At 64.6% G+C, this 7,600-nt stretch carries 8 protein-coding genes; 7 read left to right on the top strand and 1 reads right to left on the bottom strand.

Features of this window, described 5'->3' with window-relative positions; translation table 11 throughout:
- Positions 1-288 (bottom strand): heat shock protein HspQ (gene hspQ, locus ACIQ42_RS13170; protein ID WP_397422668.1); only part of this gene is annotated, 288 nt, incomplete at its 3' end.
- 160 nt (positions 289-448) lie between these two features.
- Here hspQ and ACIQ42_RS13165 point away from each other — a divergent pair.
- From ACIQ42_RS13165 to ACIQ42_RS13135, 7 genes are all read left to right on the top strand, one after another.
- Entirely contained in the window at positions 449-1,537 is a 1,089-nt protein-coding gene (locus ACIQ42_RS13165; protein ID WP_397422667.1) for a Ppx/GppA phosphatase family protein, read from the top strand.
- The gene (locus ACIQ42_RS13160; protein ID WP_397422666.1) at positions 1,534-2,241 is read left to right on the top strand and encodes an RlmE family RNA methyltransferase; all 708 of its coding nucleotides are present in this window, start codon (positions 1,534-1,536) and stop codon (positions 2,239-2,241) included. The genes ACIQ42_RS13165 and ACIQ42_RS13160 overlap by 4 nt, the downstream gene beginning before the upstream one ends.
- A gap of 98 nt (positions 2,242-2,339) precedes the next feature.
- Positions 2,340-3,803: an IMP dehydrogenase gene (gene guaB / locus ACIQ42_RS13155; protein WP_397422665.1), complete on the top strand. Its 1,464-nt coding sequence runs from the start codon at positions 2,340-2,342 to the stop codon at positions 3,801-3,803.
- A 3-nt stretch (positions 3,804-3,806) separates the two neighbouring features.
- A complete protein-coding gene (locus ACIQ42_RS13150; RefSeq protein WP_397422664.1) occupies positions 3,807-4,199 on the top strand; it encodes an MAPEG family protein in 393 nt (130 codons plus the stop codon).
- Positions 4,200-4,203: 4 nt separating this feature from the next.
- Positions 4,204-5,481: an RsmB/NOP family class I SAM-dependent RNA methyltransferase gene (locus ACIQ42_RS13145; RefSeq protein ID WP_397422663.1), complete on the top strand. Its 1,278-nt coding sequence runs from the start codon at positions 4,204-4,206 to the stop codon at positions 5,479-5,481.
- 9 nt (positions 5,482-5,490) lie between these two features.
- The gene (gene guaA, locus ACIQ42_RS13140) at positions 5,491-7,050 is read left to right on the top strand and encodes a glutamine-hydrolyzing GMP synthase (protein ID WP_397422661.1); all 1,560 of its coding nucleotides are present in this window, start codon (positions 5,491-5,493) and stop codon (positions 7,048-7,050) included.
- 294 nt (positions 7,051-7,344) lie between these two features.
- Positions 7,345-7,600: Arm DNA-binding domain-containing protein (locus tag ACIQ42_RS13135; protein ID WP_397422660.1), on the top strand; the 256-nt coding region annotated here is incomplete at its 3' end.

Here is a 7,600-nt window from a genome sequence, read left to right as displayed (position 1 = left end):
GAAGGCCTCAAAGATCAGGGTCGCCTGGGGGTGGCCCACAGGCTGCCCCGTATCATCCGGCAGCAGGTTCTGCTCGGAGACATAGGCCACGTAGGCGCTCTCATCGTTCTCGGCCAACAGGTGATAAAACGGCTGATCCTTGTGAGGCCGGATGTGTTCCGGGATCGACAGCCAGTAGTCCTCGGTATTGGCGAACATGGGGTCGACGTCGAAAATCACGCCCCGGAACGGATAGACCCGGTGGCGGACGACCTGGCCGATCGTGAATTTGGCGAGTCGCGTGTTCATGATCGCACTTCTACACTCGTCGTCTGACTGGAAGGTGAACGTAATGTCGCAGGCCTTTCATACAAGCGTCGTCTTCCGGATGTGTCACGGTCTTGCTACAGTCGCGATGAAATGAGGCGCTCCCGGGGTGAGGGCGTCTGCGCAGGACGAAAGACAGTCCATGACTGAGGCGCTGCATGCGCCGGGGACCGCAGGTGGCGGCCCGGATAAGGCTATGGGCGATCCGCCCTGCTTCGCGGCCCTGGACCTGGGCACCAATAACTGCCGCCTGCTGATCGCTACGCCAACGCCCAGGGGTTTTCGGGTCGTGGAGTCCTACTCGCGGATCGTGAGGCTGGGTGAAGGCCTGTCACAAAGCGGCCGCCTGTCGAATGAGGCCATGGACCGCGCTTTGCTGGCCCTGAAGGTCAGTGGCGAGAAGGTGCGCCGCCGCCGCGTCGTGAAGTTTCGGGCGATCGCCACCCAGGCGTGCCGGATCGCGGTCAATGGCCAGGCGTTCGTCAACCGTGTCGCCAATGAAACCGGTGTGAAGCTGCAGATCATCAGTCCGCAGGAGGAGGCCAAGCTCTCCGTCACCGGCTGTCTGAACCTTCTGGACTACCGCCATGAAGCAGCGCTGGTGGTCGATGTAGGCGGTGGCTCGACCGAACTCTCGTGGGTGGACTTGAAGGCCGGCACTCCAGGGGCGACACCGCCGATGCGCGCCTGGCTATCGGTGCCGATCGGGGTGGTCACGCTGGCTGAACGGTTTCCCGAGGGCGATGTAGCGACCGAGGACTGGTTCCGTTCCATGGTTGAACACGTGAAATCCCATGTCGCTGCGTTCCGACGGGCGGATCAGATGCGGCCGCTTTTCGATACGGATCGCGTGCACATGGTCGGAACGTCCGGCGCGATCACGAGCCTGGCCGGCATGCACCTTCGATTGCCCCGCTACGACCGCAACCGGGTGGACGGGATCTGGATGACCCGACAGCAGTGTGAGGCGGCGACCGATGGTCTGCTGGCGTTGACGGCCGGTGAACGCGCCGCCCAGCCCTGTATCGGCCCGGATCGATCGGACCTTGTGTTGGCCGGCGCCGCCATCCTTCAGGCCATTCAGGAGCTCTGGCCCTGCAACAAGGTGCGGGTGGCGGACCGGGGCCTGCGAGAGGGTATTCTGCTGGCGCTGATGTCGGAACGCGATCAGACTCGCCGCCGCAAGCGCCGCCAAAAGCGGGGCGCCAACCGTAGTCAGGGCCCGGCATGACCGAAACGCCGCCGCGAAAGCGCATGGTCAAGCTGCCCACCGGCGGCCAGGAGGGTGGTCGCGGCAAGCCCGCGCGCCTCAAGACCGCCAAACAGCGTACCCCTTCCCAGCAAGCCTGGCTGGAGCGTCAGGTCAACGACCCCTTCTCCGCCAAGGCCCGCGCTTTGGGGTATCGAAGTCGTGCAGCGTTCAAGATCACCGAGATCGATGACCGTTTCCACTTTCTCAAGCCCGGCGCGCGGGTTGTGGATCTGGGGCTGGCCCCCGGTGGCTGGACGCAGATCGCCATCATGCGCGGTGTGACCCAGATCGTGGGCGTCGATCTGTTGCCGGTTGATCCGCTACCCCCGGCCAGGATCATTCAGATGGATTTCACTGATCCGGCCTGCGGGCCGACGTTGATCCAGCTGCTGGGTGGCGCGCCGGATGTTGTCCTTTCGGACATGGCACCAAACACCGTAGGGCATCGCGAGACCGATCACCTTAGGATCGTCGGCCTCATCGAAGCGGCCATCACCTTCGCGCTCGAGGTCCTGAAACCTGGCGGCACCTTCGTCGCCAAATCCTTTCAGGGCGGTGGAAGCGATCAGCTCATCGCAGGACTGAAGCGCCATTTCACCGAGGTAAAGAACGTCAAGCCCAAGGCCAGCCGCCAGGATAGCTCGGAGGTGTTTCTGGTGGCGACGGGTTTCAGGGGGCGATAGGCGGTTCGCACCCGTCCCAATCCGTCCGGCAATCGGTCACAGCCCTTGCCCCCACCCTCGACATCACCCTATACGCGGACCGCAAAACGGAGAGTCTCATGGAGATCCGCGAAGGTCTGACCTTCGACGATGTTTTGCTCGAACCGGGCCCGTCCGATGTGATGCCCACGCAGGTGGATGTCTCCACCCGGTTTACGCGAGAGATCAGTCTGAATATCCCGCTGGTGTCCGCCGCCATGGACACGGTCACTGAAAGCCGACTGGCCATCGCCATGGCGCAGTCCGGCGGTATCGGCGTGTTGCACCGGAATCTGAGCGTCGACGAGCAGGCCGATCAGGTTCGCGAGGTAAAGCGCTACGAAAGCGGCATGGTGATCAATCCGCTGACGATCAACCCGGATACGCCGCTGAGCGAGGTTCTGGCGATCAAGGCGCGACGCAAGATTTCCGGTTTTCCGGTGGTCGATCCCCAAACAGGCAAGCTCTGCGGCATCCTGACCAACCGCGATATGCGCTTTGAGGGGCGCGGAGATATCCCGGCCAAGGCGTTGATGACCCATGAAAATCTGGTGACGGTCCGCGAAGGTGTCACCCAGACGGAGGCCCGCGATCTGCTCCGCCGACACAAGATCGAGCGTCTGATCGTCGTGGATGACGACTATCGCGCCGTCGGCCTGATTACCGTGAAGGACATGGAGAAGTCGCAGGCCCACCCACATGCGGCCAAGGATGCCCACGGTCGCTTGCTGGTCGCAGCGGCCTCGACTGTTGGCGATGCAGGCTATGAGCGCTCGATGGCGCTGGTGGATGCCGGTGTCGACGTGGTGGTGATCGATACAGCGCACGGGCACAACTCCGACGTGGCGCGCGCCGTTCAGCGGGTGAAGCGCGAGAGCAACCGGGTCCAGATCGTCGCCGGCAATGTGGCGACCTATGACGGCGCCCGTGCGCTCATCGAGGCCGGCGCCGATGCGGTGAAGGTGGGCATTGGTCCCGGTTCAATCTGCACCACACGGATCGTGGCCGGCGTGGGCGTGCCGCAATTGACCGCCATCGCCGACGCGGTGCGGGCGGCGGTCGGCTCGGATGTGCCGATCGTGGCCGATGGCGGGATCAAGTATTCCGGTGATCTGGCCAAGGCGCTCGCGATGGGGGCTTCCGTCGCCATGATGGGCTCGGTGTTCGCAGGTGTCGACGAAGCGCCCGGCGAGGTTTTTCTCTATCAGGGCCGTTCCTACAAATCCTATCGCGGCATGGGATCGCTGGGCGCCATGGCCCAGGGCTCGGCGGATCGCTACTTCCAGAAAGACGTCACCGACGCGCTCAAGCTTGTGCCCGAGGGTATCGAGGGCCAGGTGGCCTACAAGGGTCCGCTCTCGCCGATCCTGCACCAGATGGTGGGCGGGCTGCGCGCGGCCATGGGTTATGTCGGCGCGCCGACCCTGGAGCAGTTCCGGGAACGCGCGCGCTTCATCCGGATCACCAACGCCGGCTTGCGCGAGAGCCACGTCCACGACGTGATGATCACCCGCGAAGCTCCGAACTATCCGAGCGCGGGTTAGGGCATGGCTATCGAACTCAAGCTCCTAGGGGTGGCGGTAATCATCGGGCTGGTGCAGTTGCTGTGGGCAGCTGCCGCCGCGCGGGGCCAGCAGGACCTCAAGTGGGCTGCAGGTCCGCGTGACACGCCAATGCCGATCAGCGGATCGGCGGCCCGCCTGCATCGCGCCTTCTGGAATTTTGTCGAGACCTTCCCGTTCTTTGCGGCGGCGGTCCTGGCCGCTGCGGCGGCTGAAAAGCTTGGTAGCGACCTCACCGTCTGGGGTTCCATCTTGTATGTCGCAGGCCGGGCGCTCTATGCGCCCTTGTATGCGGCGGGTATCCCCATGTTGCGTTCGGTGGTCTGGTTCGCCTCGCTGATCGGGCTTGTGATGATCCTCGTGGCCCTCCTCAGGTGACCTGATGCGCGACGGAGGACGCCTGGCCGCGGCCATAGAGATTCTCACCGAGATCGAGACGCGCCACCGGCCCGTCCGTCTGGCGCTGAAATCCTGGGGGGAATCCGCGCGCTATGCCGGGGCCAAGGATCGGGCCGGCGTGTCAGGTCTGGTTCTGGACGTGCTTCGCCGGAAGCGGTCGCTCGCCTGGCAGATGGGCGACGAGAGTCCGAAAGCCGCTGCGCTGGCGGTTCTGCATCTGCACTGGGACTGGCCGATCGAGCGGGTCGCCGAGGCCGCGGCGGATGAGGTTCACGGCCCTGGCGCACTGACCGATGCCGAGCGCCAGGCCCTGATACAGCCGCGCGACCTGACTGAAGCGCCCGCCTCGGTGCGGGGAGACTATCCCGAATGGCTCGAAGCCTCGTTTGCCAGGGTATTCGGCGACGACCGGGCGGCGGAAGGCGCAGAACTGTCCAGGCGCGCGCCGACGGACCTGCGGGTCAATCTGCTGAAGACGGATCCACCTCGCGCCCTGAAAGCCCTGACGGCGATGAACGCCGAGCCACCCGGCCTCATGCCCAACGCCTTGCGTGTGGCGGCTCCGGCTGCCGAGGCGCGCGGTGCGCCGGTCGAGGCCGTTCCACAGTTCCTCAAGGGCTGGTTCGAGATCCAGGATCTGGGCAGCCAGGTCGCGGCCGCCTCGGCCGGTGACGTAAAGGGCAAGCAGGTGCTGGACCTGTGCGCGGGCGGTGGCGGAAAGACCCTGGCCTTGGCGTCAGCGATGGGCAACACCGGTCAGATCTACGCCTTCGACAGTGACGCCAGGCGGTTGACGGACACTATCCGTCGTGGCGACCGGGCCGGCGTGCGCAACCTGCAGATCCGCACCCCGCTCAATCCGGAGCCGTTGAAGGGCCTGGAAGCCCGCATGGACGTGGTCTTCATCGACGCCCCCTGTAGCGGCACAGGATCGTGGCGCAGACACCCCGACACCAAGTGGAAGCTGACGCAGGACACCCTTGATCGCCGCCTGGCGGATCAGGATCAGGTGCTGCGCGAGGGCGCCGCCTTCGTGAAACCCGGTGGTCGAATGATCTACGTGACCTGCTCGGTGCTGCCGGAAGAGGATGAGGACCGGGTCGCAGCCTTCCTGGCGACGCATCCTGAGTTCGCCCGGACGTCGGCGACCACCGATCTGGAACTCCTCCAGTTCATGACCCCCGACGGCGACCTTCGCCTGACCCCCCGCACTTCCGGCACGGACGGCTTCTATGTCGCGGTGCTGCAGAAATCACTCTGACGGAGCCCCATGACCGACGCCGCGCATGAAAAGGTCCTGATCGTCGATTTCGGCAGCCAGGTGACCCAGCTGATCGCCCGCCGGCTGCGCGAAAGCGGCGTCTATTGCGAGATCCACCCTTACGACAAGGTCGACGCGGTCCTCGAGGCCATGGCGCCGAAGGCGGTGATCCTGTCGGGCGGACCGGCCAGCGTCCACATCGAGGGCAGCCCGTCGGCCCCTCAGCGCATCTTCGAAATGGGCGTGCCCGTGCTGGGCATCTGCTATGGCGAGATGACCCTGTGCGCCCAGCTCGGCGGCGCCGTCGAGGGCGGCCACGACCGCGAATTCGGCCGCGCCGAGATCCATATCGAGCGCCTCTCGCCATTGCTTGAGGGCCTTGGCGACGTGGGCGCCCGCGAGACGGTCTGGATGAGCCACGGCGACAAGATCACCGCCATCCCGCTGGGCTTCGAGGTGGTGGCGACATCCGAGGGCAGCCCCTATGCGGTGATCGCCGACGAGGGCCGCCGGTTCTATGGCATCCAGTTCCACCCGGAGGTGGCGCACACGCCGCGCGGCGCGCTGATCCTGCGCAACTTCACCCACAGGATCGCCGGTCTGAAGGGCGATTGGACCATGGCGTCCTATCGCAAGGAATCCGTGGCCCGAATCCGCGAACAGGTGGGCGACGCCAAGGTGATCTGCGGCCTGTCCGGTGGGGTGGATTCATCGGTGGCCGCGGTGCTGATCCACGAGGCCATCGGCGCCCAGCTGACCTGCGTGTTCGTCGACACCGGCCTGCTGCGCAAGGACGAGGCGACCCAGGTCGTGACCCTGTTCCGCGATCACTACAACATTCCCCTGATTCATGTGGACGCGGGCGATCTGTTCCTGGGACAACTCGCGGGCGTCACCGACCCGGAGACCAAGCGCAAGACGATCGGGCGCCTGTTCATCGAAGTGTTCGACCGGGAGTCGGCGAAGATCGAAGGCGCTGCCTTCCTGGCGCAGGGCACGCTCTATCCGGATGTGATCGAAAGCGTCTCGGCCAGCGGCGGACCATCGGCCGTGATCAAGAGCCACCACAATGTCGGCGGCCTGCCAGACTATATGAAGCTCAAGTTGGTGGAGCCGCTGCGCGAGCTGTTCAAGGACGAGGTGAGGGCGCTGGGTGTCGAACTGGGCCTGGCCCCGGCCTTCGTCGGCCGCCACCCGTTCCCCGGCCCGGGTCTCGCCATCCGCATCCCCGGCGAAATCACCCGCGAGAAAGTCGCCGTGCTGCAGCAGGCCGACGCCATCTATCTCGAAGAGATCCGCAAGGCCGGCCTCTACGACAGCATCTGGCAGGCGTTTGCCGTCCTGCTCCCGGTGAAGACTGTGGGCGTGATGGGCGATGCCCGCACCTATGAGGATGTCCTCGCCCTGCGCGCCGTCACCTCCACCGACGGCATGACGGCGGACTTCTTCGAGTTCCCCTGGGAGGTCCTGGGCCGCTGCGCCACCCGGATCATCAATGAGGTGAGGGGGGTGAACCGCGTGGTCTACGACGTGACATCCAAGCCGCCCGGGACGATCGAGTGGGAATAATTTTTGCCCATCCGAGGGTATCCAAAACTACGCCAGAGTACGCTCTAACCACCTGAAAAACAAAAACAATCAAGCCACAGCCTATCGATGTCTATCGGTGGGCATGGAACGCGTCTGTCGTATCTGGTGACGGACCCGCCCCCCGTTGATCATCCGGAAAATCGAAAGTACCGTCACAGCGACAGAGGCTCGTGACGGTACTTTTTTCGGCCTAATATGCTGAAAATAAACAGATATATCCGCCGAAAGCCTCCGAAAAACGCCTGACGGTCTTTTTTTGCGTGGAGGCCCCAAATGTTGACGGATGCAGCACTCAAGTGCCTGAAACCAAAAGCCAAAATGTACAAGGTGACCGATCGTGACGGCATGTACGTGCGCGTCGCGCCGACAGGCGGCATCTCGTTCAGGCTGGACTACCGGCTGAACGGCAGGCGCGAGACCGTCCATCTTGGCAAGTACGCCCGAGATGGGATCTCGCTCGCCCGGGCGCGTGAACTGTGCCTGGACGCCAAACGGATGATCGCAGAGGGGCGGTCCCCCGCCATCGAGA

The organism is Phenylobacterium sp. (genome assembly GCF_044372605.1).
GTDB lineage: Bacteria > Pseudomonadota > Alphaproteobacteria > Caulobacterales > Caulobacteraceae > Phenylobacterium.
The sequence above is the reverse complement of the archived record's forward strand: the minus strand, read 5'-3'. Positions and strand labels throughout refer to the sequence as shown.

Bases quoted from the DNA above. Each gene is read 5' to 3' on its own strand.
- ACIQ42_RS13165 (WP_397422667.1), top strand. From the start codon at position 449: ATGACTGAGGCGCTGCATGCGCCGGGGACCGCAGGTGGCGGCCCGGAT.
- ACIQ42_RS13160 (WP_397422666.1), top strand. From the start codon at position 1,534: ATGACCGAAACGCCGCCGCGAAAGCGCATGGTCAAGCTGCCCACCGGC.
- guaB (WP_397422665.1), top strand. From the start codon at position 2,340: ATGGAGATCCGCGAAGGTCTGACCTTCGACGATGTTTTGCTCGAACCG.
- ACIQ42_RS13150 (WP_397422664.1), top strand. From the start codon at position 3,807: ATGGCTATCGAACTCAAGCTCCTAGGGGTGGCGGTAATCATCGGGCTG.
- ACIQ42_RS13145 (WP_397422663.1), top strand. From the start codon at position 4,204: ATGCGCGACGGAGGACGCCTGGCCGCGGCCATAGAGATTCTCACCGAG.
- guaA (WP_397422661.1), top strand. From the start codon at position 5,491: ATGACCGACGCCGCGCATGAAAAGGTCCTGATCGTCGATTTCGGCAGC.